The sequence below is a fragment of the Polynucleobacter sphagniphilus genome (assembly GCF_001953355.1).
In the GTDB taxonomy this organism is placed as follows: Bacteria; Pseudomonadota; Gammaproteobacteria; order Burkholderiales; family Burkholderiaceae; genus Polynucleobacter; species Polynucleobacter sphagniphilus.
Genome location: NZ_MPIY01000017.1, coordinates 60,846 through 81,863 on the forward strand (window position 1 = coordinate 60,846; position 21,018 = coordinate 81,863).

At 47.3% G+C, this 21,018-nt stretch carries 22 protein-coding genes and 1 riboswitch; of the genes, 7 read left to right on the forward strand and 15 right to left on the reverse strand.

The features are described 5' to 3' along the window. Nucleotides 1-1,452: an adenosylhomocysteinase gene (ahcY, locus tag BOQ04_RS08980; protein ID WP_076024663.1), complete on the reverse strand. Its 1,452-nt coding sequence runs from the start codon at nt 1,450-1,452 to the stop codon at nt 1-3. Between the two features lie 61 nt (nt 1,453-1,513). Continuing rightward, a riboswitch (S-adenosyl-L-homocysteine riboswitch) is annotated at nt 1,514-1,623 on the reverse strand. Nucleotides 1,624-1,680: 57 nt separating this feature from the next. Continuing rightward, nucleotides 1,681-2,847, reverse strand: coding sequence for a methionine adenosyltransferase (gene metK, locus BOQ04_RS08985; protein WP_076024407.1), 1,167 nt, complete (start codon nt 2,845-2,847; stop codon nt 1,681-1,683). Nucleotides 2,848-3,051: 204 nt separating this feature from the next. On the opposite strand from metK, the gene BOQ04_RS08990 reads away from it, so the two are divergent. Genes BOQ04_RS08990 through dapF form a run of 3 tightly spaced genes read left to right on the forward strand, consistent with a single transcriptional unit; the run spans nt 3,052 to nt 5,748 of the window. Next, the gene (locus tag BOQ04_RS08990; RefSeq protein ID WP_076024408.1) at nt 3,052-3,927 is read left to right on the forward strand and encodes a lysophospholipid acyltransferase family protein; all 876 of its coding nucleotides are present in this window, start codon (nt 3,052-3,054) and stop codon (nt 3,925-3,927) included. A gap of 10 nt (nt 3,928-3,937) precedes the next feature. Then, nucleotides 3,938-4,837, forward strand: coding sequence for an LpxL/LpxP family acyltransferase (locus BOQ04_RS08995; protein WP_076024409.1), 900 nt, complete (start codon nt 3,938-3,940; stop codon nt 4,835-4,837). Nucleotides 4,838-4,884: 47 nt separating this feature from the next. After that, nucleotides 4,885-5,748, forward strand: coding sequence for a diaminopimelate epimerase (gene dapF, locus BOQ04_RS09000; protein WP_083657594.1), 864 nt, complete (start codon nt 4,885-4,887; stop codon nt 5,746-5,748). A gap of 17 nt (nt 5,749-5,765) precedes the next feature. Here dapF and pyrE read toward each other — a convergent pair whose 3' ends face one another. Beyond that, a complete protein-coding gene (gene pyrE, locus BOQ04_RS09005) occupies nt 5,766-6,434 on the reverse strand; it encodes an orotate phosphoribosyltransferase (protein WP_076024411.1) in 669 nt (222 codons plus the stop codon). An 8-nt stretch (nt 6,435-6,442) separates the two neighbouring features. Here pyrE and BOQ04_RS09010 point away from each other — a divergent pair, with 8 nt between their 5' ends. Then, on the forward strand, nt 6,443-7,225 hold the full coding sequence (locus BOQ04_RS09010; protein ID WP_076024412.1) for an exodeoxyribonuclease III: 783 nt from the start codon (nt 6,443-6,445) through the stop codon (nt 7,223-7,225). Here the strand turns inward: BOQ04_RS09010 and BOQ04_RS09015 are convergent. From BOQ04_RS09015 to gatC, 12 genes are all read right to left on the reverse strand, one after another. Further along, nucleotides 7,222-8,478, reverse strand: coding sequence for an AmpG family muropeptide MFS transporter (locus BOQ04_RS09015; protein ID WP_076024413.1), 1,257 nt, complete (start codon nt 8,476-8,478; stop codon nt 7,222-7,224). The genes BOQ04_RS09010 and BOQ04_RS09015 overlap by 4 nt on opposite strands. Further along, the gene (gene metW / locus BOQ04_RS09020) at nt 8,475-9,056 is read right to left on the reverse strand and encodes a methionine biosynthesis protein MetW (protein ID WP_076024414.1); all 582 of its coding nucleotides are present in this window, start codon (nt 9,054-9,056) and stop codon (nt 8,475-8,477) included. The genes BOQ04_RS09015 and metW overlap by 4 nt, the downstream gene beginning before the upstream one ends. Then, complete coding sequence (metX, locus tag BOQ04_RS09025) at nt 9,053-10,192, reverse strand: homoserine O-succinyltransferase MetX (RefSeq protein WP_076024415.1); 1,140 nt, start codon at nt 10,190-10,192, stop codon at nt 9,053-9,055. The genes metW and metX overlap by 4 nt, the downstream gene beginning before the upstream one ends. Continuing rightward, nucleotides 10,189-10,842 (reverse strand): nucleoid occlusion factor SlmA, encoded by a 654-nt coding sequence (slmA, locus tag BOQ04_RS09030; protein WP_076024416.1) that lies wholly within the window; start codon nt 10,840-10,842, stop codon nt 10,189-10,191. The genes metX and slmA overlap by 4 nt, the downstream gene beginning before the upstream one ends. A gap of 22 nt (nt 10,843-10,864) precedes the next feature. Further along, entirely contained in the window at nt 10,865-11,767 is a 903-nt protein-coding gene (gene argB / locus BOQ04_RS09035; RefSeq protein WP_076024417.1) for an acetylglutamate kinase, read from the reverse strand. An 8-nt stretch (nt 11,768-11,775) separates the two neighbouring features. After that, nucleotides 11,776-12,153: an RNA polymerase-binding protein DksA gene (gene dksA, locus BOQ04_RS09040; protein ID WP_198929330.1), complete on the reverse strand. Its 378-nt coding sequence runs from the start codon at nt 12,151-12,153 to the stop codon at nt 11,776-11,778. Nucleotides 12,154-12,351: 198 nt separating this feature from the next. Next, nucleotides 12,352-13,413 carry a CobW family GTP-binding protein gene (locus tag BOQ04_RS09045; protein ID WP_076024419.1) on the reverse strand — a complete coding sequence of 354 codons (1,062 nt, stop codon included), beginning with the start codon at nt 13,411-13,413 and terminating at the stop codon, nt 12,352-12,354. Between the two features lie 68 nt (nt 13,414-13,481). After that, nucleotides 13,482-14,483, reverse strand: a complete 1,002-nt coding sequence (locus BOQ04_RS09050; RefSeq protein WP_076024420.1) for a tyrosine recombinase XerC — start codon at nt 14,481-14,483, stop codon at nt 13,482-13,484. Next, a complete protein-coding gene (locus BOQ04_RS09055; RefSeq protein WP_076024421.1) occupies nt 14,464-15,138 on the reverse strand; it encodes a DUF484 family protein in 675 nt (224 codons plus the stop codon). Before BOQ04_RS09055 ends, BOQ04_RS09050 begins: the two co-directional genes overlap by 20 nt. A 26-nt stretch (nt 15,139-15,164) precedes the next feature. Beyond that, nucleotides 15,165-16,634, reverse strand: a complete 1,470-nt coding sequence (gatB, locus tag BOQ04_RS09060) for an Asp-tRNA(Asn)/Glu-tRNA(Gln) amidotransferase subunit GatB (protein WP_076024664.1) — start codon at nt 16,632-16,634, stop codon at nt 15,165-15,167. Further along, nucleotides 16,634-18,151, reverse strand: coding sequence for an Asp-tRNA(Asn)/Glu-tRNA(Gln) amidotransferase subunit GatA (gatA, locus tag BOQ04_RS09065; RefSeq protein WP_076024422.1), 1,518 nt, complete (start codon nt 18,149-18,151; stop codon nt 16,634-16,636). The genes gatB and gatA overlap by 1 nt, the downstream gene beginning before the upstream one ends. Beyond that, nucleotides 18,148-18,441, reverse strand: coding sequence for an Asp-tRNA(Asn)/Glu-tRNA(Gln) amidotransferase subunit GatC (gatC, locus tag BOQ04_RS09070; protein WP_076024423.1), 294 nt, complete (start codon nt 18,439-18,441; stop codon nt 18,148-18,150). Before gatC ends, gatA begins: the two co-directional genes overlap by 4 nt. 61 nt (nt 18,442-18,502) lie before the next feature. On the opposite strand from gatC, the gene BOQ04_RS09075 reads away from it, so the two are divergent. From BOQ04_RS09075 to mreD, 3 genes are read left to right on the forward strand one after another with little or no spacing between them, the layout of a single operon-like run. Then, nucleotides 18,503-19,546: a rod shape-determining protein gene (locus BOQ04_RS09075; RefSeq protein ID WP_076024424.1), complete on the forward strand. Its 1,044-nt coding sequence runs from the start codon at nt 18,503-18,505 to the stop codon at nt 19,544-19,546. A 21-nt stretch (nt 19,547-19,567) separates the two neighbouring features. Beyond that, nucleotides 19,568-20,497 (forward strand): rod shape-determining protein MreC, encoded by a 930-nt coding sequence (gene mreC / locus BOQ04_RS09080; protein WP_076024425.1) that lies wholly within the window; start codon nt 19,568-19,570, stop codon nt 20,495-20,497. Beyond that, nucleotides 20,494-21,018 (forward strand): rod shape-determining protein MreD, encoded by a 525-nt coding sequence (mreD, locus tag BOQ04_RS09085; RefSeq protein WP_076024426.1) that lies wholly within the window; start codon nt 20,494-20,496, stop codon nt 21,016-21,018. The genes mreC and mreD overlap by 4 nt, the downstream gene beginning before the upstream one ends.

Below are 21,018 nucleotides of genomic sequence, written 5' to 3' on the forward strand. Positions count from 1 at the left end.
TTAATAACGGTAGTGGTCAGCCTTGTACGGGCCTTCCTTGGTAACGCCAATGTAAGAGGCTTGCTGATCCGATAACACTGTCAACTCGGCATTCAGAGTCTTCAACTGTAAGCGTGCAACTTTCTCATCCAAATGCTTAGGCAAGGTGTAAACGCCAATCGGGTACTTATTGGTTCCAACCGCATTCCACAACTCAATCTGAGCAATCACTTGATTTGCAAAAGAAGAGCTCATTACATAGGAAGGGTGGCCCGTACCGCAACCAAGATTAACCAAACGACCTTTAGCCAAAATGATGATGCGCTTTTCAGGCTGACCATTGGCGGCCGGGAAAATGACATGGTCAACTTGTGGCTTGATTTCTTCCCACTTGTATTTTTCAATTCCGGCAACATCAATCTCATTATCAAAGTGACCGATGTTACAAACAATCGCTTGATTCTTCATCTTCACCATATGGTCATGCGTGATCACATGGTAGTTACCAGTTGCCGAAACGAAGATGTCGGCTTTATCAGCAGCGTAATCCATAGTGACAACGCGATAACCTTCCATTGCAGCTTGCAATGCGCAAATTGGATCAACTTCAGTTACCCACACTTGTGCAGATAAGGCACGTAAGGCTTGCGCAGAACCTTTACCTACATCGCCATAGCCACAAACCACAGCCACCTTACCGGCAACCATCACATCAGTAGCGCGCTTGATCGCATCAACCAAAGACTCACGGCAACCATAAAGATTGTCGAATTTGCTCTTAGTGACTGAGTCATTCACATTGATTGCTGGGAACTTCAACTCACCTTTAGCAAACATCTGATAGAGACGATGTACACCAGTAGTGGTTTCTTCAGTAACGCCCTTTACCTTTTCCAGGCGAGTTGAATACCAAGTAGGGTCTTGCGCTAATTTCTTTTTAATAGCTGCAAACAAAATAGTTTCTTCTTCGCTTGTCGGATGACCAATGCAGGCCTGATCTTTCTCAGCACGTGCGCCCAGATGCAACAACAAAGTAGCATCGCCGCCGTCATCCAAAATCATATTGGTAAAGCCGCCATCTGCCCACTCAAAAATACGGTGGGTGTAATCCCAATACTGCTCAAGGGTTTCGCCCTTAATTGCAAACACAGGTGTACCGTTCGCTGCAATTGCAGCAGCGGCGTGATCTTGTGTAGAGAAAATATTGCAAGAGGCCCATTGCACCTCGGCACCGAGTGCTTCCAATGTCTCAATCAACACAGCCGTTTGAATGGTCATGTGTAATGAACCGGTAATACGCGCACCGCGCAATGGCTGCTGTGCTGCAAACTCATCGCGAATAGCGATCAAGCCTGGCATCTCGGTTTCGGCAATCGCAATTTCTTTACGGCCAAAGTCTGCCAAAGAAATATCAGCAATTGCGCAACGCGTTGCGACAAAGTCTTGTAAGTTGAAATCAGAAACGGTATTCATGAATGCTCCAGCTAAATACGATTCAATGCTGGAGTGGGTACTCGCTAGCCATTGAATCATGGGTTAGCGAGCGCAGTTGCAATTAGCAAATTGGGGTGTGCCCAAAATTTACTCCCCTCAAGCCTGAGGCAATACTGGTTCTCAGCATTCCTTGCAGCGCTCCTTGAAGGTATGGCGAAATTGTAATCAATTTCGCCATCTTTGGCTTCAATACTAGTTATTTACTACTTATAGCCCTGCTGCAGCACGTAATGCAGGTGCTTTATCGCATTGCTCCCAGCTAAATTCTGGCTCTTCACGACCAAAGTGACCATACGCTGCTGTTTTGCGATATATCGGACGCAAGAGGTTCAGCATCTTGACGATGCCTTTTGGACGTAAGTCAAAGTGCTCAGAAACGAGTTGTGCAATTTTCTCATCAGAGATCTTGCCAGTGCCAAAGGTGCTCACCATCACTGAAGTGGGTTTAGCAACACCAATCGCATACGAAATCTGAATTAAGCACTTACTTGCCAAACCTGCGGCCACCACATTCTTTGCAACATAACGACCAGCATAGGCAGCTGAGCGGTCCACTTTAGATGGATCCTTCCCGGAGAAGGCGCCACCACCGTGGGGAGCTGCACCGCCGTAGGTATCTACAATAATCTTGCGGCCTGTTAAACCGCAATCGCCTTGCGGCCCACCAATCACAAAGCGGCCTGTTGGGTTCACTAAGAAATTAATGGCGCCTTTAATTAAATGCTTTGGCAGTACGGGTTTGATGATTTCTTCGATGACAGCTTCGCGCAATTTCTCAAGGGAGATATCTTCATCATGCTGAGTAGATAAAACGACGGTGTCGATTGAATCAGGCTTCCCATCAACGTAACGCAAGGTCACTTGTGACTTTGCATCAGGACGCAACCAGTTCAAACGGCCATCGCGACGCAGTTGAGACTGACGCTCTACCAAACGGTGAGACAAATGAATGGGTAGCGGCATGAGTTCTGCAGTTTCATCACAGGCGTAACCAAACATCAAACCCTGGTCGCCAGCACCTTGATCTAGACCGTCGTCGTGCGCCTTATCAACACCTTGAGCAATATCAGGACTTTGTTTGTCATAGGCAACCAACACAGCACAGCCCTTGTAGTCGATACCGTAATCAGTGTTGTCGTAACCAATTTCACGCAAGGTATTACGGGCTACTTGAATGTAATCCACGTTTGCGTTGGTTGTAATTTCACCAGCCAAAACCACTAAACCAGTGTTACAGAGAGTTTCAGCCGCAACCCGTGCAGTCGGATCTTGCGCCAAGATGGCATCTAAGATCGAATCAGAAATTTGGTCCGCTACTTTATCGGGGTGACCTTCAGAAACCGATTCTGAGGTAAAGAAGTAATCATTTGCCATTGCTGCATTCCTTTAAAAATTAACACTATCAATTGGACAACTCGACGTGCCAGGAACCACAACGGCGACGCTTTAGCAGAATTTTTGAATCGCTCTGCAAGTTGTCTTAACTCAGCGATAAATCAATTCTATCTGAAAAACGCCAAATCTTGCAATACGCTCAGTAAATTTGGCCATATCGCCAGCATTGAATATCATTGCTAAGTGCGTAAATTTCTTCTTCTAACAACACTCAATGCGATTGCAGCGCTTCCTTTGGCATTAGTACAGCTGATTGGGTCCTTTTTAGGACTATTAGCTTTTTTGGGCTCAAAACCATATCGCGAACTTTTTAAGCCTCAATATGAGGCTGTCATTTCAAAATACAAACTGCCAAATCATTTATGGGCTGCCGTTCGCGCATCTGGAATGCTGTTTTCAGATAGCCTGTGGATTTGGCGTAATCCGCAAAAAGCCCTCAAATTAGCGGAAGTACAAAACTGGGACTTAGTCGAAGAAGCCATTAACGAAGGGCACGGCTTAGTCATGCTCACACCCCATCTGGGCGGCTTTGAAATCATTCCTCGTGTGCTGGCACAACATTTCCCGGCCACCATCCTATATCGACCTTCTCGCCAAACATGGCTCAATGAGGTGGTTGAAGAGGGGCGCGCCTATCCCAATATGCACTTTGTACCCACCAACCTCAATGGCGTCCGGCAGATGACGCGGGCACTGACTCGCGGTGAAGCCATCGGTATTCTGCCCGATCAGGTACCTAGTGGCGGGGAAGGTGTTTGGGTACCCTTCTTTGGGCGCCCCGCTTATACAACGCCACTGCCAGCCCGTTTAGCGAGCCGGAATAACACGCCCGTGGTGATGTTTACTGCAAAACGCAAAGGTCTAGGTAAGGGCTGGCTGATGCAGGCAAGCAGACTTACACCACTCTCCGATGATCCAACAGTCGCAGCCGTAGAACTGAATGTCGCTATCGAAAACGCAATCCTAAAGGCTCCAGAACAATTTATCTGGGCGTACAACCGCTACAAACATCCGACTGGCGCTGAATTACCGCCAAGTAATGAATTGGTAAATTTATAATTAATCGAAAATGACTTGGCTTCAAAACCTGTTTAATTTTCTAGCGCTCAAACTGCTGCGCTTATTTGCATTCTTACCTTACAGCCTAACAATTTATATTGGTTATGGCTTAGGTTGGTTGGCTGCCCACATACCAAATGAACGCGCTCGGGTAGTCAAAACCAACCTGCGGCTGTGTTTTCCCAATTTGAGTGAAAAAGAAATTGACGCTTTAGCACTAGAACACTGGAAATTATTTGGGCGCAGTGTCATTGAACGCAGTCGCATTTGGCTCGGTAGTGGCAGGCAAATCACTGACATTGTCACCATTCGGTCGGCCATCACCCTTGGAGATCGTAAGCCTCGCCTACTCATCAATCCACACTTTGTGGGATTAGAGGGAGGCTTCATGGCTCTGTCAGTATTAGCCGCTGAACATGACTGGCCCAGAGGGGCAGGCCTATATCAAAACATGAAAAATCCATTCTTCAATCAAAAGATGATCGATTGGCGCAATCGCTTTGGTGGCAAGTCTATTGAAAGACAAAGTCGTCTACGTGATTTGATTCGCGAGATTCAGACGGGTAATTTTATTTTTATTGCCCCTGATATTGATCTTGGTCCTCGTGACTCAGTCTTTGTCCCATTCTTTGGCATTCAAACCAATACGATCACTTCAGTCTCCCGTTTGGCAAAATTAAGTGGTGCGGAAGTATGTCTCATGACTACCACCCTCAATCCAGACCGTAAGGGCTATACCTGCAACATTAGCGAACCGTTACCCAATTTTCCTAGTGATGATGTAGAGCAAGATACGGCTCGACTCAATCGCTATATCGAGGATCTTGTTCGCGAAAGACCGGCAGAGTACTATTGGGTACATAAGCGCTTTAAGCATCGCCCCGCAGGCGAACCCAGTCTTTATAACTAAATGGAATTCCTTTGAGCAATACAGCACGCAAACTTCGCTTTACTAAAATGCATGGCGCGGGCAATGACTTTATTGTGCTCAATGGCATTGACCAAGATTTAAGCAGCATTACTACAGAACAATGGAAGCAATTAGCGCACCGTCAATTTGGCATTGGTGCCGATCAAATTCTCTTGGTAGAAAAAGCCACTCGCCCAGATGCTGATTTTCGTTATCGTATTTTCAATGCAGATGGTGGCGAGGTAGAGCAATGTGGCAATGGGTCACGCTGCTTTGTACGCTATGTACAAGACCACGGGCTATCCAACAAAAATCCTTTGCGCGTTGAGGTAGCTCATACCATCCTCACACTGCTGTCCCATGAAGATGGGCAAGTAGAGGTGAATATGGGTGCACCTATTTTTGAACCTAGTCGTATTCCATTTAACCCGGCAGGTTTACCAAGCAAGCAAGACTTTCATGAAACTGTTTATGCCTTAGCTGTTAGTAATAATCCAGGTCATCATGATGACTGGATTAGCGTAGTGTCTATGGGCAACCCTCATGCAGTGCAAGTCGTAGTCGATGTTGAAAGCGCGCCTGTGCTTACAGAAGGTCCGTTGATTGAGAGTCATCCCGCTTTCCCAAACCGTGTCAATGCCGGCTACATGCAGATTATGAATCGCCATGAAATTAAATTACGTGTATTTGAGCGTGGGGCTGGCGAGACCTTGGCTTGCGGTACTGGTGCATGCGCGGCAGTCGTAGCAGGGATTCGTCGGGGTATGCTCGATTCACCCGCACTAGTTCACACCCGTGGTGGCGATTTAACAATTGGATGGGGCGGCATTCACAATAATGTTTGCGAGCCAGTCATCATGACTGGGCCCGCCATCACGGTCTTTGAAGGTGAGACTGATTTTCCTGCTTAAGTTCTTAGGCAGGAAACTTAAATACCATATTTTTCGCGGTAGGCTTTCACAGCCGGCAAATAGGCACCGAGCTGACTATCGCTTGAAGCAGTTAAGAAAGCCATCAAATCAGCTAAATTAGCAATCGCAATCACCGGCAAACCAAATTCTTGCTCCACCGCTTGAACTGCAGACTTGTCTCCAATCTCAGTGGCTGTTCCAGACTTTTCCATGCGATCCAAGGCAATGAGTACCGCAGCAGGCTCAGCCCCAGCAGCACGAATCAATTGCACCGACTCCCTTACCGAGGTACCGGCCGAGATCACATCGTCAATGATGACCACCTTGCCTTGAACGGGAGCGCCCACCAAGGTGCCGCCCTCACCATGATCCTTGGCTTCTTTACGGTTATACGCATATGGCACATTTCGACCAGCCTGCGCTAAAGCAATCGCGGTAGCGGCCGCTAAGGTAATCCCTTTATATGCAGGGCCATAGAGCATGTCATATTGAATGTTCGATTCTTGGAGGGCACGAGCGTAATACTGCCCCAGCGCGTTTAAGCGTACGCCGTCATTAAATTCGCCAGCATTAAAGAAATAAGGGGTCAGTCTGCCCGCTTTGGTTTTAAACTCCCCAAACGACAATACTTTTGCCTCTAAGGCGAAACGAATAAAGTTAACTTGATTTGAATTTTCTGAGCTCATAGGCCTACATGTTACGCATCATTTCCGCCAACCTCAACGGTATTCGTTCTGCAGTCAAAAAAGGCTTCCTGCCATGGATGACAAAACAGCAGGCCGACTTTGTCTGCCTACAGGAACTGAAAGCCCAGCGCGATGATCTGGACGATGCCATACTCAACCCAGATGGGATGCATGGCTTTTTCCATCATGCAGAAAAGAAGGGTTACAGTGGCTGCGGCATTTATACCCCCCATCAACCAGATGAAGTACTTTATGGTTTTGGTAATGAGGAGTTTGATGCTGAGGGCCGTTATGTTGAGGCTCGCTTCAAAGGCTTATCAATTCTTTCGGTATATATGCCCTCCGGCTCCAGCTCCCCAGAGAGACAGGAGGCTAAATTTCGCTACCTTGACGCCTTTCTGCCGCACCTCATCAAGCTTAAAAAGTCTGGTAGAGAAATCGTACTGTGTGGTGATGTGAATATTGCTCACAATGAAATAGATCTAAAGAACTGGAAAGGCAATCTCAAGAATTCTGGCTTTTTGCCAGAGGAGCGCGCTTGGCTGAGCAAGCTGTTTGATCAAGTCGGATACGTTGATGTCTATCGTCAAATTGAACCAGAAGCGACTGAAGCTTGTTACACCTGGTGGAGCAATCGGGGGCAAGCTTATGCCAAAAATGTGGGTTGGCGTATTGACTATCACCTCGCCACACCCGATATTGCAGCGACCGCACAATCGACTTCTATATACAAAGATGAGCGCTTCTCAGATCACGCGCCCTTGATTGTGGATTACGACTGGTCTATTTAAGTACGCTCAGATTCTGCCGTATGATTCCACGGGGCAATCTTGAGTAGCAACAGCATTCCCGGTAGCGCCAGAGCAAAACATAAGATGAAGAAATTAAACCAGCCCAAAGCTTCAACGATATAGCCGGTCATAGCATTAATAAAAGTACGTGGCACTGCAGCCAAGCTGGTAAACAAAGCAAATTGCGTTGCCGTATAGCGAGGGTCAGTAGTTTGAGCAATGTATGCAGTAAAAGCGGCCGTCCCCAGACCAACAGCAAAAGCTTCAAAGCCAATCACCCAAGCCAAGATCCATGGGCTTAGACCAACTTTGGCCAAAATAGCAAAGCCCAAAATAGCAATGGCCTGCAAGACGCCAAAAATCCATAGGCCGCGCGCAATGGTCATCCTCTGCAGCCAATAGGCGCCTAATAAGCCGCCGCCTAAGCTAGCCCAAAGACCGGCGTTCTTTGCTACCAAACCAATCTGTGTACGAGTAAAACCCAGGTCCATATAAAACGGCGTAGCCAAAGCGGTTGCCATGGAGTCGCCCAACTTATATAAAAAAATAAACGCCAGAATCGTGAATGCGTAACGCCAACCGCGTCGTGTAATGAATTCTTTAAAAGGCTCGATAACTGCAGCACGCAAAGTTTGAGGCGGCTTCCCGCGTAAAGTAGGCTCAGGCAACATCAGGGTTGTCAGAACGCCAATAGAAATAAATCCACCCGTAATTAAGAACACTGTGGACCAAGGCATAAAATCTGACAAGATCAAAGATAAAGAGCCGGGCACCAAAGTAGACAGCTTATAAGCATTTACAAATACGGCAGTGCCAGAACCTAACTGCGCATCAGTAAGCCATTCGCGTCGATAAGCATCGACCACAATATCCTGACTAGCAGAAAAGAATGCAACGACTGCTGCCAAGCCAACTACGATCCAAATCTCTGTTACGGGATTAAAAAATCCCATCGCCATTACCGCAGCCATGGTGATTATTTGTGTCACTAACATCCACCCCCGTCGTCTTCCTAAAAAAGGAAATGGATAGCGATCGAGAAATGGTGACCACAGAAATTTCCAGGTGTAGGGAAAACCCACTAAGGCAAATAGGCCAATTGCCTTCAAATCAACGCCGCCTGATTTAAGCCAGGCAGCTAGTAGGTTGTATAGGATGAATAAGGGTAGGCCACTAGTAAAGCCCAAAAAAGCACAGGCGATAAAGGCTTTGGTATTGCTAGGGCCTTTAAGTGAGGCAGAAGGTGTACTCAAGCGCGACGTATGCGAAACAGAGCCAAACTACCAAACAAATTGGGCATTAATGTAACTACCCGACCCTCATGCAAGATGCATTGATCAATGATTTTCAGACCAAGATTGGATGCCAGATTTTCAAAATCAGCCACCGTGAGTACGCGCACATTAGGCGTGTTGTACCACTGATATGGCAGGCTTTTGGATACAGGCATATGACCCAGTCCAACGGCTAAACGATGTGACCAGTGGCCAAAATTTGGAAAAGAAATAATAGATTCTTTACCAACACGCACCACTTCGCGCAAAATCTTTTCTGTTTGATGAATGGTTTGTAAGGTCTGAGATAAAACTACGGTGTCAAAACTAGCATCTCCAAAAAGAGCGAGTCCGCCCTCTAAATTTTGCTGAATGACATTGAGCCCCTTTTGTACACAAGCAAGTACGCGAGCATCATCAATTTCAACACCATAGGCTTGCACCGTTTTTTGTGTTTGAAGATATTCCAAAAAACTACCATCACCACAACCTAGATCTAAAACCTGGCTGTTGGGTGATATCCAATTAGCAATGGCAGAAAAATCAGCGCGCTTCATGAATGAACCTTATGCATTTTTTCAAAATACGCACGAATCAGATTATGGTAGCGCGGGTCATTCAACAAAAAGGCATCGTGGCCATGTGGTGCGTCAATCTCCGCATAACTGACCTGACTCTTATTGCTTAATAAGGATTGCACGATTTCGCGACTGCGATTTGGCGGGAAGCGCCAATCTGTTGAAAAACTTACCACCAAGAATTTCGCCTGAATATCTGCTAAGGCACGATCTAGACTACCACCATAACGTCGCGATGGATCAAAATAGTCCAATGCGCGTGTAATCAATAGATAGGTGTTGGCATCAAAATAATTGGAGAACTTATCACCCTGATGGCGTAAATAACTCTCGACCTCAAACTCAACATCAAAACTAAAGCGGTAGTCATTTGATTCACCATGAGGGCGCTGTAACTCGCGCCCAAACTTTTCAGCCATATCGTCATCTGACAAATAAGTAATATGGCCAACCATACGCGCGAGTCTTAAGCCACGCTTGGGTACTACTCCGTACTCGTAATAGTTCCCGCCATGGAAGTCTGGATCAGAGAGAATGGCATTGCGAGCGACTTCGTTGAAAGCAATGTTTTGTGCGCTGAGTTTTGGTGTGGAGGCAATCACTACGCAATGATCTAAACGCTTAGGGTATTGAATCGCCCAAGCCATCGCTTGCATGCCACCCAAGCTACCACCCATTACTGCCGCAAACTTACGAATACCTAATTTATCAGCCAAGCGCGCCTGGGTATTTACCCAATCCTCAACAGTAATGACTGGAAAGTTGGCACCATATGGTTTGCCATCTTCAGGATTAATACTCATTGGCCCAGTTGAGCCAAAGCAGGAGCCTAAATTATTAACGCCGATGACATAAAAATAATTGGTATCGACTGGCTTACCAGGTCCAATCATATTGTCCCACCAGCCAATGTCATTTGCATTATCGGGGCTTGGTCCCGCTACATGATGGGATGCATTGAGGGCATGGCAAATTAATACGGCATTGCTTTTATCAGCATTTAACTTGCCGTACGTTTCAATCACTAAGTCATAAGCAGGCAGAATGGCGCCACTTTGCAAAGGCAAGGGCTCGGCAAAATGGATGGTGTTTCTAGAGAGGTTTAGCTCGCTCATTCGGAGAGAAGAATGCGAAGACTAATGTCAGAAGCTTCAGTTGGTAGTTTTTTAAAACCGCTACGCGCAAAGCGATGCCAACGTCCCAAGACAAAACTCATCAACATGGCAGCCCGAATACCCACCTCATCTTGACTCACGTGTGACCATGCACCACCTTGAGTCTGGGCAATTCTTAATGCTTGCTTCAGTGATGCCTCGACACGATCTAGAACCTGAGTGATGCGCTCTTGTAAACGATCATCCTCCTGCAGCAAAGCATCGCCCAAGAGCACGCGAGTCATGCCGGGGTTTTTTTCCGCAAAGAATAAAAGCATTTGCAACATGCCGCGCGCTTGGGCAAGACCGGATTCTTCTTTTTGATTAATCTGATTAATTAAGCCAAATACAGTCTGCTCAATAAAGGCAATGAGCCCCTCGAACATTTGCGCTTTACTAGCAAAGTGACGATACAGAGCCGCTTCCGATACTTGTATTTTGGCTGCCAAGGCAGCCGTTGTGACCCGCTCACCTTTTGGATTTTGCAACATCTCCGCAAGCACTTGCAAGATTTGCAAACGGCGCTCGCCTGGGCGTGGGCGCTTACGTGTCTTACCGGCGTCAGCAACGCTGTTGTCAACTTCTGCTGCCGGCTCGAGGGAATCACGCATAGTCATATCGCTTATTGATTGATTACCTGGAACGGATCATGGTGCCGAAAGCTTGCTCAGTCAAAATTTCCAATAACAAAGAGTGCTCAATTCGGCCGTCAATAATATGCACTGAATTGACGCCGCTCTTTGCTGCATCTAATGCTGAAGAAATCTTAGGCAACATGCCACCAGAAATAGTGCCATCCGCAAATAGGGCATCAATTTCACGCGCAGTCAAATCGGTAATCAAAGTGCCATTTTTATCCAACACGCCGGGAATATTGGTCATCATGACTAATTTTTCAGCATGCAAAATTTCAGCCATCTTGCCAGCAACCAAATCGGCATTGATGTTATAGGCTTGACCCTCGTCGCTAAAGCCAATGGGTGATATCACTGGAATAAAGGCATCATCTTGCAATGCTTTTACTACTGCTGGATTAATAGCTTCAATCTCACCCACATACCCAATATCAATTGTCTCTCCAGGATTTTTTTCATCTGGAATTAACATTTTTCGCGCATGAATTAAGCCGCCATCCTTACCGGTCAAGCCCACAGCCTGACCGCCAAAGTGGTTGATCAACATCACAATATCTTGCTGCACTTCACCACCGAGAACCCATTCAACTACTTCCATGGTTTCGTCATCAGTGATGCGCATACCTTGAATAAAGTTACCGGTCTTACCGATCTTTTTGAGGGCTTCATCAATTTGTGGGCCGCCGCCATGAACCACCACTGGATTCATACCAACTAGCTTGAGCAAAATGACATCGCGCGCAAAACTTTCTTTGAGACGCTCTTCGACCATGGCGTTCCCGCCGTACTTGATCACAATAGTTTTGCCGTGGTACTGCCGAATATAAGGCAGAGCCTCAGCTAAGATCTCCGCCTTTAATAAAGGCGAGATATCTGCGAGAGAAGGTGATTGATTAGACATTTTTAAGATTAATCGCCAAACAGCTTTTGGCGTAATTCACGACGCTCTTGAGCCTCAAGAGATAAATTAGCAGTTGGCCTGGCAATCAAACGATTCAAGCCAATTGGCTCACCGGTTTCTTCGCACCAACCATAGTCGCCTGATTCAATGCGCGCTAAAGCTTGCTCTACTTTTTTGAGCAACTTGCGCTCACGATCACGCGTGCGCAATTCAAGCGCGTGCTCTTCTTCAATCGTTGCGCGATCGGCTGGATCGGGAACCAAAATATTTTCACGAAGGTGCTCTGTTGTTTCAGAGGCATTCTTCAAGATGTCATCTTTCAGGGTATTAAGCTTCTGACGGAAAAAATCCAACTGAGCAGCATTCATATAGTCCTTCTCGGACATTTTGAGCAATTCAGCTTCAGTGAGAGGCGCACCCTTTGGAGCTTTGCTAGCTGTCTTAGTAGCCGCAGTGGATTTTGTTGCTGTTTTAACCATCATTCATTCTTTCAGTGGATTTGAAGCATTATTGCCTCATTCTGCCAAAGTTTTAAGACCTTTTACCAATATTGACCGTGGCGGCGGATTGTACTCGCAATTTAACTAGGCCAAACAACCCTCAAGCCCCGCCAGTAGGGTATCTTTGGGTAGGTCGATGCCGATAAACACCATCCGGGTTTGCTTGTGCTCAGCACCCCAAGGACCGGCCAAATCGCTGCCCATCATCTGATGAACGCCCTGGAACACGACTTTTCGGTTACTTCCCTTAACGTAAAGCACCCCTTTGTAGCGCAGCATCTTCTCGCCAAAGATCTCCAAAATGCCTCCCAGGAAGTCTTCCAATTTTTTATGATCAAAGGGTTTATCACTACGAAAAACGAAGGATTGGATACGATCAGTATGGCCTGCATGGCCATGATGGTCGTGGGAGTGGTCGTGCCCACAATGACCATGGTCATGGTGATCATGGCCATGGTCGTGCCCGCAATTGCTGTGATCATGATCCTCGGCCTCCAAAAAATGGGGGTCAATATCCAGTTTGGTGTTGAGATTAAAGCCTTTTAGATCCAATACCGCATCTAAGGGCACAACCCCTTTAGAAATCCCAGCTATTGGGGCTCTCGGATTCATATGCATTAAACGGTTACGCAATGCATCCACCTCAGTAGGGCTGACTAAATCCGTTTTGGTGATAAATATTTGATCGGCAAAGCCCACTTGGCGCTGCGCTTCTTCATGTTCAGTTAATTGTTGTTGTCCATGCCTGGCATCTACCAATGTGACCACAGCATCCAATACATAGTGGTCGGCAACGTCATCATCCATAAAGAAGGTTTGCGCAACTGGCCCTGGATTAGCTACACCCGTGGTTTCAATGACCACGCGCTCAAAGCTAATTTTTTTCTCTTTACGCTGTTCCCATAAGGCATTTAAGGCCTCCACTAAGTCGCCACGGATGGTGCAGCAGATGCAACCATTGCTCATCTGCACAATATTTTCTTGGTTGTCCTGGACCAAAATATCGTTATCAATATTTTCCTCGCCAAACTCATTCTCAATCACGGCAATTTTCTTGCCATGTTGCTCAGTCAGAATGTGCTTTAGCAAAGTGGTCTTACCGCTACCCAGAAAGCCAGTCAGAATCGTTACAGGAATTAAAGCCATTAAAAATCCAATCTAAATCGAGTGTGTCGCGTTCTCAAACCGAGAAACCCCCTATATTACCGAGTTCCTCAGCCTTTGCCAGCCTTTGCTCTAGGATGGGCTTTGTCATACGCCTGCGCCAAATGCTGAAAATCCAAAGAAGTGTAGATCTGGGTGCTGGCAATGCTGGCATGACCCAACATCTCCTGAACCGCTCGTAAATCCTGTGAAGACTGCAAAACATGGCTGGCAAAGCTATGCCGCATCATATGCGGATGAACATGGGTTGGCAGACCGGCCCTAATAGCCAAGGAGCGTAGACGCGCTTGTACCGTACGGGGCGATAAACGCGCGCCCGTAGCAGAAAGAAAGAGGCCCGCAGAAATCATTTGTCTATCGAGTGTGTCCCTGTGCTCTCGCCATTTAGATAATGACGCCATTGCTGGCGCACCAACAGGGACAGAACGTCGCTTGCCTCCCTTACCTAGTACCGTCACCTCGCCCGCATCCCAATCCAACCAACCAGCCGACTCATGCTGACGATCCTTGCTTTGCATGACATCAATTCCGAGCAACTCGGAAAGGCGTAAACCAGAGGAATACAGCAAATCGATGATGGCGGCATCCCGAATCGACTCGAAATCATCCCTCTCTTGTGCTTCGCGTACAGCTTGATTTACCAAAGATAGGGCCTGTTCTACAGACAGGGCTTTTGGCAGCGACTTCAAACGCTTGGGTGCCTTGACATCATCAACTGGGTTGGCGAACAACTTATCGGCAGCATTGGCCACACCTGGACTCCGTCTGGCATCCCGCTCGGTTAACCAGTCATACCAACCACGCCAAGCTGATAGACCCCGGGCAATGCTTCTAGGGGATTTACCTTTGGCATGCATTCTGCCAGCCCAACGACGAATATGCGCATTGCTGACACACAATAGATCAGTCGTATCTTCGGCTGCAAAAAGCTGCAGTGCCCCCAAATCCATTTGATAGGCCTTAAGGGTGTGTGCGGACAACTGACGCAACACATGTAAGTCATGCAAGTATTCCTGCATGAGTGGATGCAGTTCAGTCAGTCGGGGATTCATATGCTTGGATACGATCCAAAGCTGCTGCCGTTAATTCAGCGATCTGACGCAGGTAAAAGGCACCCATATCAGCCGTGAAACGCGTGGCATCCGAACTAGCAAGCAGTAACACCGCCGGAGATTGAGGTGTAGCAGCGGCCTTACCTAGGGGTAAGCCGATAGCGACCATGCTTTGCCAATTTGGATCAATCATTGTTTGGGTTGCCAATAAATCCACACTCGCTGCCGCCAATTCTTTAGCAGACCCACATAAGGGAGTATCAACCCAAGGACCAAATGCAGCGTTTGGTGAGAGTAGTTGTGCAGACTCGACTTCAAACACATCAGCCAAACCAGAGGTAATTGCGTCCTCTACATCGGCCTTGTTATTTGCTTTCATTAAACGTAATAACCATGCTACTAAGCTTTGTTGGGTTTTATCGTTACGACTACCAAAGTGCAACATCTCACTTAAACGACGATTGAGCTCTTGATTCTGCGTGCGCAAGACTGTCATTTGTCGCTCTTGCAAAGAGATAGCTCGATCTTCATGCGGATGTTTAATACGAATTTCATTGAACAACTCTGCATAACGCTCAAAGAAACCTGGGGTGGAGCGCAACCACTCCGCTACCAATTCTTCTTGCTCAGCTTGCTTTGGATCAATCGCGCTCATCGTCTCTTTCTTTTTACAAATTGGTTTTAACTTAATTTCTTACGCAGCAACTCATTGACCTGACCTGGATTGGCTTTGCCCTGAGAGGCCTTCATGATTTGCCCGACCAAAGCATTAAATGCCTTCTCTTTTCCAGAACGGAATTCTTCAACTGATTTCTGATTGGCTACCAGTACCTGATCAATCATTGCCTCCAATGCACCACTATCGCTAATTTGCTTCAAGCCCTTCGCCTCGATAATCTCATCAACTGAACTCAGTGGTTTACCAGCTACGACATCTTCCCAGAGAATGGCAAAAATATCTTTCGCAATCTTGTTCGATATCGTGCCATCAGCAATGCGAGCAAGTATCGGTGCGAGATGTTCTGCCTTGAGGGGCGCATCTGCAGTGGCCATCCCTGCACGATTTAAAGCGGAAGCAAATTCACCTGTAATTAAATTAGCGGCAGCCTTCGCAAGAGACTTATCCACCAAAGTTAATAGAGTCTCAAATAATTTTGCGGTATCGCGATCCTGTGTCAGTAACTGTGCATCGTAGGCGCTCAGGCCAAAATCTCTTTGCCATCGTTCACGCAGTTGCGCAGGCAATGCCGGCATTTGGCTACGCACATCAGCAATCCAAGCCTGATCAATGACTACTGGCAATAAATCAGGGTCCGGGAAGTAGCGATAGTCATTCGCATCTTCTTTGCTACGCATGCTACGCGTTTCCTGTTTATCCGGATCGTATAAGCGCGTCTCCTGAACAACGGTGCCCCCATCTTCTATTAACTCAATTTGGCGGCGCACTTCATATTGAATGGCCTCTTCCAAAAAGCGGAATGAATTAAGGTTTTTAATTTCGCAGCGCGTACCAAATTCAACTTGTCCTTTAGGGCGCACTGAGACATTGGCATCGCAACGGAAAGAGCCTTCTTGCATATTCCCATCACATACCCCCAACCAAACAACTAAACCATGCAGCGCTTTTGCATAAGCCACTGCTTCTACTGCGCTACGCATGACTGGTTCAGTCACAATTTCAAGTAGCGGTGTACCAGCGCGATTGAGATCAATGCCACTAGAAGCTTCACCATGCGGACCAGTGAAACCTTCTTCATGAACAGATTTGCCCGCATCTTCTTCCATATGCGCTCGGGTGAGCTCAACAACCTTCACCTCATCGCCTACCAAAATTTCTAATTGGCCACCAACTACTACCGGAATTTCAAATTGACTAATTTGATAACCCTTTGGCAGGTCAGGATAGAAATAGTTCTTGCGCGCAAAAATGCTGGCTGGCGAGATCTTTGCACCTACCGCCAAACCAAAACGAATGGCGTGCTCTACCGCTTGGCGATTGAGTACAGGCAATACGCCAGGCAAGGCTAAATCAACAGCACATGCCTGTGTGTTGGGCTGAGCCCCAAAGCGCGTGCTTGCGCCACTAAAAATTTTTGATTGCGTTTGTAACTGCGCGTGAGTTTCTAAACCAATAACCACTTCCCATTGCATCATGCCACCTCGCTTGCTTGCCGCAAATGCCAATCGCTGGCCTGCTGATACTGATGCGCCACCTGCAATAAGCGCGCCTCAGAAAAATAATTCCCAATGAGTTGCATGCCGATGGGTAAGTCATTTGCATTAAAGCCGCAAGGCACACTCATTGCTGGTAGTCCAGCCAGATTCGTGGAAAGCGTATAAATATCTTCTAAATACATTTGTACTGGATCTTTGGACTTTTCACCCAAACGCCAAGCCACATCAGGAGCCACTGGTCCCAAAATGACATCGCATTGATTAAATGCCGCCTGAAAATCTGCCGCAATAATGCGACGAATCTTTTGTGCCTGGAGATAATAGGCATCATAGTAACCATGGCACAGTACATAAGTGCCAATCAAAATACGGCGTCTGACTTCAGCACCAAAACCTTCCGTCCGAGACTTTTGGTACATATCCCCAAGGTCTTTATATTCATTTGCGCGATGTCCATAACGTACACCATCGAAACGACTCAAATTGCTTGATGCCTCGGCGGGTGCCAAGACGTAATAGACTGGAATGGATAATTTGGTTTTAGGCAGACTCACCTCAACTAGTGTTGCCCCCAAATCTGCCAAAGCTTTCGCTGCAGCATTTACTGCATTTGCAACATCCTGCGCCAATCCTTCTGCAAAAAACTCTTTTGGCAGCCCCACTCGTAAGCCTTCTAAAGGTTTTGCGGAATTGGTGCTGCTATCTTGCCAGGGCTTATTGAGGAAACGACTGTAGTCCTCGCCCGAATCAGCCAAGGAGGTTGAGTCGCGCGGGTCATGAGAAGACATTGCCGTTAACAATAAAGCGCAATCCTCCGCCGTTTTACCCATAGGGCCAGCCTGATCTAAGGAAGAGGCATAGGCGATCATGCCGTAACGGGATACGCGCCCATAACTAGGCTTGATGCCAGTAATGCCACAAAAGGCCGATGGCTGACGAATGGATCCGCCGGTGTCGCTACCTGTAGCAATAGGGGCCAATCCGGCAGCTACGGCAGCAGCCGAACCACCGGAGGAGCCACCAGAGACATATTGACCATTCCAGGGATTTAAGACTGGTCCAAAGGCTGAATTTTCGTTAGAAGAGCCCATTGCGAACTCATCCATATTGGTCTTGCCAAGACAGACCATTCCTGCACCATGTGGATTTTTTTCACTTGGCATTCCGAGGTTTGCCACCACGGTGGCATCAAAAGGGCTTTGGTAGTTTTCTAGAATTTTGGAGGCTGCGGTCGACTTCCAGCCCCTAGTGACGAACACATCTTTGTGCGCCACCGGAATTCCGGTTAAACGCGTACCTTTACCGGCAGCTATTAATGTATCTGCTTTATTTGCTTGCTCTAAAGATAAGTGAGCATTCACATCAAGATATGCATTCCAACGTTTTTCAGCCTCAATACGACTCAAAAAGTATTGGGTCAACTCCATACTGGAGACCTCTTTTGCAGCCAACGCTTTGGCCATTAGGGCGATGGGGGTTTGGTGCCAACTCATTCAATCACCCTTGGAACTAAGAAATAACCATCCTGCTGGGCAGGGGCAGATTGCATGTTTTCAATGCGATGATCGGACTCGCTGACCTGATCGACCCGTAAAGGCTGAGCCAGCTCTCGCAGGAAAAGAATAGGGTGAGCCAAGGGCTCCAGACCAGAGGTATCGACTGCCTGCATTTCTTCCACCAGGGAGAAAACCGCCTGCAATTGAGGCAAAACTGCCTCGGCTTCTGCCTGATTTAACTCAAGCCTAGATAGGTGCGCAATGCGCTGGACATCATCAAGTTTCATAGGTCTCTGGAGTATCATTCCTATATATATTTATTAACACTTACTATTTTCCCACTACATCATGTTTGGTTTTTTCCGCAGCTACTTTTCTAATGACCTAGCCATCGACCTAGGAACCGCCAACACCTTAATTTACATGCGTGAGCGGGGTATTGTGCTTGATGAACCCTCGGTTGTGGCAATTCGCACAGAAGGTGGTCCAAGTGGCAAAAAGACCATTTTGGCCGTTGGCAAAGAAGCAAAAGCGATGTTAGGACGCGTTCCGGGCAATATTGAGGCCATTCGCCCCATGAAAGACGGGGTTATTGCTGATTTCACCATCACTGAGCAAATGCTCAAGCAATTTATCAAGATGGTTCATGAAAGCAAGCTTCTCAAGCCTAGCCCGCGCATCATCATCTGCGTTCCTTGCGGCTCAACTCAAGTTGAGCGTCGCGCAATTCGTGAATCTGCACTCGGTGCGGGCGCTTCACAAGTATTTCTGATTGAAGAGCCAATGGCTGCAGCAATCGGTGCAGGCCTGCCTGTATCTGAGGCGGCTGGCTCAATGGTGATTGATATTGGTGGTGGTACCACTGAAGTTGGCGTGATGTCATTGGGTGGCATGGTCTACAAAGGATCTGTGCGTGTTGGCGGTGATAAGTTTGACGAAGCGATTACCAATTACATTCGTCGTAACTACGGGATGTTGATTGGCGAGCAAACTGCTGAATTGATTAAGAAAACAATTGGCTCTGCATTCCCTGGCGCTGAAGTGCGCGAGATGGAAGTAAAGGGTCGCAATCTTTCAGAAGGTATTCCACGTAGCTTCACTGTCACTAGCAACGAAGTGTTGGAAGCTTTGACTGATCCACTCAATCAAATCGTCACTGCAGTCAAAGCTGCGCTCGAACAAATTCCTCCTGAGTTGGCATCTGACATTGCTGAGCGCGGCATGATGCTTACTGGTGGTGGCGCCTTATTGCGTGACCTAGACCGCTTACTCATGGAAGAAACTGGACTCCCGATTCATATTGCTGAAGACCCGCTCACTTGCGTTGCTCGTGGCTGCGGTATTGCTTTAGAGCGTATGGACAAATTGGGTGGAGTGTTCTCGCAAGAGTAAGCGATAACGTCGGCCAGGACATTGCGACATAGCGCCCCTCCACTTTTCAGACAGGGCATTCCCGCCTTAGTAAAACTGATTGTCTGTCTGTCGATCAGCATTGCATTAATGCTGATCGATTTTCGCTTTAAAGCCCTCGATCCGATTCGCAACAATGTGAATTGGGTATTGCGTCCACTTGAATACATCATGATGGCGCCCCGGAACTTGATTGAAGCTAGCTCAGACTATTTCACTACTCGCGGAACTTTAGATCAAGAGAATCGAGAAATGAAAGCACGTCAAGCGGAGCTCTCCCTGCTTGCCACTCAATCCGAATACCTCCAAGTAGAGAATCAGAATTTACGTCAGCTCATGGACTTACAAAAACAGGTTTCTTTCAAAACCTTGCCTGTTGAAATTTTGTTTAACCCACCAAATCCAATCTCACAACGCGTTGTAATTAATCGTGGCACCGATGATGGACTCAAACTTGGTAATCCGATTGCGAATGATGATGGCATTCTTGGTCAGGTGGTGCGCATCTACGATCACTCTGCAGAAGTATCTTTGCTAGAAGATCGTGATTTTGCCGTACCAGTGCAAGTCGCTCGCAATGGCCTTCGAGCCGCCGTATTTGGTGCGGGGCGCGGCAATCCTTTAGAGCTGCGCTATCTGCCCGTTGCCAGTGATTTAGAAGTAGGAGATGTTTTATTGACCTCCGGAATTGATGGCGTATACCCGCCAGGATTTGCAGTGGCGATCATTACTCGTATTGAGCGTAATGCAGACAAGAACTCTTCGAACGTATTTTGCGAACCAGTTGCTCCTGTCAATCGCTATCGCCAGGCTTTGGCCTTCCTTTACGACCCAAAATGGGAGGCAAAAGCCTCCACCAGCTCCAATAAGACTGGGGCCCCAGTCAATAATGCGCCCGGTCGTCGCCAGACCCGCGCCCGAGGAATGCAATGATCGACTTTCAAAGCGGCTACATTCTTCGCCCAGTAAACCCTGTATTTATTTACTTCAGTTTATTTTGCGCCTTAATGCTTAATCTCCTACCAATCGGAAACTACGGTTGGGTGCCAGATTGGCTCATTCTCTGCATTGTGTTTTGGAATATTCATCAGCACCGCTATGTAGGCGTTGTATGGGCCTTCTTATTCGGCCTGCTAATGGATGTACACAACTCCGATCTGCTTGGCCTGCATGCATTTAGTTACTCGCTGGTAGCCTATATCGCCATCTCTTGGCATCGCCGCATTACTGCATTAGCAGTTTTTACGCAGGCCTTTCACCTACTGCCAATCTTCCTCTTAGTTTCTTTATTTCCAGTCTTAGTGCACTGGATGCTTAGCGGGGAATTCTATTGGTGGGCTTTAACGGGCGCGATTCAAGCAAGCATTGAAGCTATGTTGTGGCCACTTGCGACGCGAATCTTGCTTGCGCCCCAACGTCGGCCAACTGACGTTGATCACAACCGCCCCATCTAA

Excerpts from the sequence above, each read along its gene's own strand:
- BOQ04_RS08995 (WP_076024409.1), top strand. The coding sequence starts at position 3,938 with ATGACTTGGCTTCAAAACCTGTTTAATTTTCTAGCGCTCAAACTGCTG.
- metX (WP_076024415.1), bottom strand. The coding sequence starts at position 10,192 with ATGAGCGAGCTAAACCTCTCTAGAAACACCATCCATTTTGCCGAGCCC.
- BOQ04_RS09010 (WP_076024412.1), top strand. The coding sequence starts at position 6,443 with ATGTTACGCATCATTTCCGCCAACCTCAACGGTATTCGTTCTGCAGTC.
- pyrE (WP_076024411.1), bottom strand. The coding sequence starts at position 6,434 with ATGAGCTCAGAAAATTCAAATCAAGTTAACTTTATTCGTTTCGCCTTA.
- ahcY (WP_076024663.1), bottom strand. The coding sequence starts at position 1,452 with ATGAATACCGTTTCTGATTTCAACTTACAAGACTTTGTCGCAACGCGT.
- metK (WP_076024407.1), bottom strand. The coding sequence starts at position 2,847 with ATGGCAAATGATTACTTCTTTACCTCAGAATCGGTTTCTGAAGGTCAC.
- BOQ04_RS09045 (WP_076024419.1), bottom strand. The coding sequence starts at position 13,413 with ATGGCTTTAATTCCTGTAACGATTCTGACTGGCTTTCTGGGTAGCGGT.
- argB (WP_076024417.1), bottom strand. The coding sequence starts at position 11,767 with ATGTCTAATCAATCACCTTCTCTCGCAGATATCTCGCCTTTATTAAAG.
- dapF (WP_083657594.1), top strand. The coding sequence starts at position 4,885 with ATGCATGGCGCGGGCAATGACTTTATTGTGCTCAATGGCATTGACCAA.
- BOQ04_RS09075 (WP_076024424.1), top strand. The coding sequence starts at position 18,503 with ATGTTTGGTTTTTTCCGCAGCTACTTTTCTAATGACCTAGCCATCGAC.
- BOQ04_RS09055 (WP_076024421.1), bottom strand. The coding sequence starts at position 15,138 with ATGAGCGCGATTGATCCAAAGCAAGCTGAGCAAGAAGAATTGGTAGCG.
- gatA (WP_076024422.1), bottom strand. The coding sequence starts at position 18,151 with ATGAGTTGGCACCAAACCCCCATCGCCCTAATGGCCAAAGCGTTGGCT.
- BOQ04_RS09050 (WP_076024420.1), bottom strand. The coding sequence starts at position 14,483 with ATGAATCCCCGACTGACTGAACTGCATCCACTCATGCAGGAATACTTG.
- gatC (WP_076024423.1), bottom strand. The coding sequence starts at position 18,441 with ATGAAACTTGATGATGTCCAGCGCATTGCGCACCTATCTAGGCTTGAG.
- mreD (WP_076024426.1), top strand. The coding sequence starts at position 20,494 with ATGATCGACTTTCAAAGCGGCTACATTCTTCGCCCAGTAAACCCTGTA.
- slmA (WP_076024416.1), bottom strand. The coding sequence starts at position 10,842 with ATGCGTGATTCCCTCGAGCCGGCAGCAGAAGTTGACAACAGCGTTGCT.
- gatB (WP_076024664.1), bottom strand. The coding sequence starts at position 16,634 with ATGCAATGGGAAGTGGTTATTGGTTTAGAAACTCACGCGCAGTTACAA.
- dksA (WP_198929330.1), bottom strand. The coding sequence starts at position 12,153 with ATGTCCGAGAAGGACTATATGAATGCTGCTCAGTTGGATTTTTTCCGT.
- metW (WP_076024414.1), bottom strand. The coding sequence starts at position 9,056 with ATGAAGCGCGCTGATTTTTCTGCCATTGCTAATTGGATATCACCCAAC.